Source organism: Paenibacillus sp. Root52, from assembly GCF_001426865.1.
GTDB lineage: Bacteria > Bacillota > Bacilli > Paenibacillales > Paenibacillaceae > Paenibacillus.
On record NZ_LMFO01000032.1, the window covers coordinates 1 to 1,847 of the forward strand.

At 39.0% G+C, this 1,847-nt stretch carries 2 protein-coding genes; one reads left to right on the forward strand and one right to left on the reverse strand.

Annotated features, from left to right (window positions below):
* The first annotated feature begins 365 nt into the window (after positions 1–365).
* Complete coding sequence (locus ASD24_RS26230) at positions 366–818, forward strand: SMI1/KNR4 family protein (RefSeq protein ID WP_156395561.1); 453 nt, start codon at positions 366–368, stop codon at positions 816–818.
* Between the two features lie 11 nt (positions 819–829).
* On the opposite strand, the gene ASD24_RS31185 is transcribed toward ASD24_RS26230, so the two are convergent.
* Positions 830–1,847 (reverse strand): ATP-binding cassette domain-containing protein (locus tag ASD24_RS31185; RefSeq protein ID WP_327205262.1); only part of this gene is annotated, 1,018 nt, incomplete at its 5' end.

The window sequence follows — 1,847 nt, forward strand, 5'->3', positions numbered from 1 at the left end:
ACAGTTATTTTTATCTCGGAAATGGCGGTGAAGCCTTGTGGGGTAAGGCATTGGAGGAGTTGGAGAGAGGGGGGTTTTTGGGACAGTTATTTTTATTTTTCTACAGTTGGTTTAACTAAATAAAAATTCCTGCCCATTGTCTTAAATAACTGTCCATTAACACCCAAAGACTGGGGGAAATGCAGCGTATCCAAACGCACATTTCCCCCAGTCTTCTCAATTTCTCCGCTATTTTTTTAACTTTTACTCGAAAAAATACATAGGTCTAAATCCAACAACACGTTGCGGGACATCCCCAACCGAACCCGCGGGCAGTCTGCCAATACAGCATTTGCACTATACCTAATTTCAAGGAGGTTTTATCTATGTCAAGTATAGAGGAAATACATGAGAGATATATTCAGTTGTGTCCTGAAGATGGAATCGACGAGAATGTTTTAAAAAAAATCGAGGAAATTCTTCAGTTAAAACTTCCCGATGATTTTCGAGATATAGCGAAATTTTACAGTGGTGATTTATTGGGTGGAATAAGTTGTTTTGCGTTTGCATATAAAGATATTGCACCTAACATTGTAGATGAAACACTTAGGCTTAGAAACGCAATTAAATTACCATCAAATTTTGTTGTGTTAGCTGAGCCACCAAACAGTATTATTATTATGGATACCCAAAATAATCCATCCATTATATGGTGTGATGCAACGGATGTCGAAAGAATAGTTACAATGTCTTTCATTTCACCACCAGATACATGGAAAACATTTTTTGATTTTTTCACCAAATTAGTTGAAGATGAAGAGGAGGAACAATTGGAATAGTGATAACAAAATCATATATTGTGTGTCAGTATCATTCTTAGAAATATAAAACTAAAAAGCCGCCAAATGGCGGCTCTGCATATTAACTCCCCTGGGCTATGATCAATCACTTTCGTTGCAATATTGGCGTAGAACTCACTGTCATGCTCTACAAAGAGAAGCGTTGGTGCAAACTCTAGTAGCAGATCTTCTATTTGCATACGTGATATAACATCCACGAAATTGAGTGGTTCATCCCAAATGTGCAGGTGAGCTTGCTCACTTAAACTTTTGGCAATGAGCACTTTCTTTTTCTGACCGGCGCTAAAGCTTGAAATATCCTTCTCCAATTGCAGTCTGGAAAAATTGAGTTTTCTTAGAATGGATTTAAACAGACTTTCATCAATTCCCTGGCTAAATGCATAATCAGATAAATTCCCGCTTAGATTAGATGTATCCTGTGATACATAGGAGATTTTCACCTGAGGGTCTTTGCGACAAAGACCTGTGAACGGAATGTCCTCACCGCAGATTAATTTAAGCAGGCTTGATTTGCCCGATCCATTTTTACCGTAAAGGGCAATGCGATCTCCTTTTTCAATCGTAAAGCTGACATCGGTACACACCGGATTAGAGCCGTATGCGATTGTTACATTCTCTAATTCGACTAGTTCATTTTTGTGAAAATCGAGCTGATGAATCTGTAAACGTTCTGCGTTTTCCAGATTTTTGAGTAGTTTGGACTTTTCATGGATGGCAGATTGCTGTCTCTGTTCAATGTTTTTGGAACGTTTCATCATCTTGGCAGCCTTGTGTCCGATATATCCTTTATCTACTTTGGAACCGGAATTTCTGGTGCCATTCTTGCTCTTCTCCACTTCATGCGACCATCCACCCGTTCGTTTGGCTGAGTCGGATAAACGCTTGATATCCTTCATTAGTTTCTCATTACTGGCGAGTTCGAACTGATCTTGTCTTCTTTTGTTCTCCCACCAGGCGGAGAAATTCCCTTTTTGAATCTCAATGTTAGTTTTGTTGATGGACAGGATA

Excerpts from the sequence above, each read along its gene's own strand:
- ASD24_RS26230 (WP_156395561.1), top strand. The coding sequence starts at position 366 with ATGTCAAGTATAGAGGAAATACATGAGAGATATATTCAGTTGTGTCCT.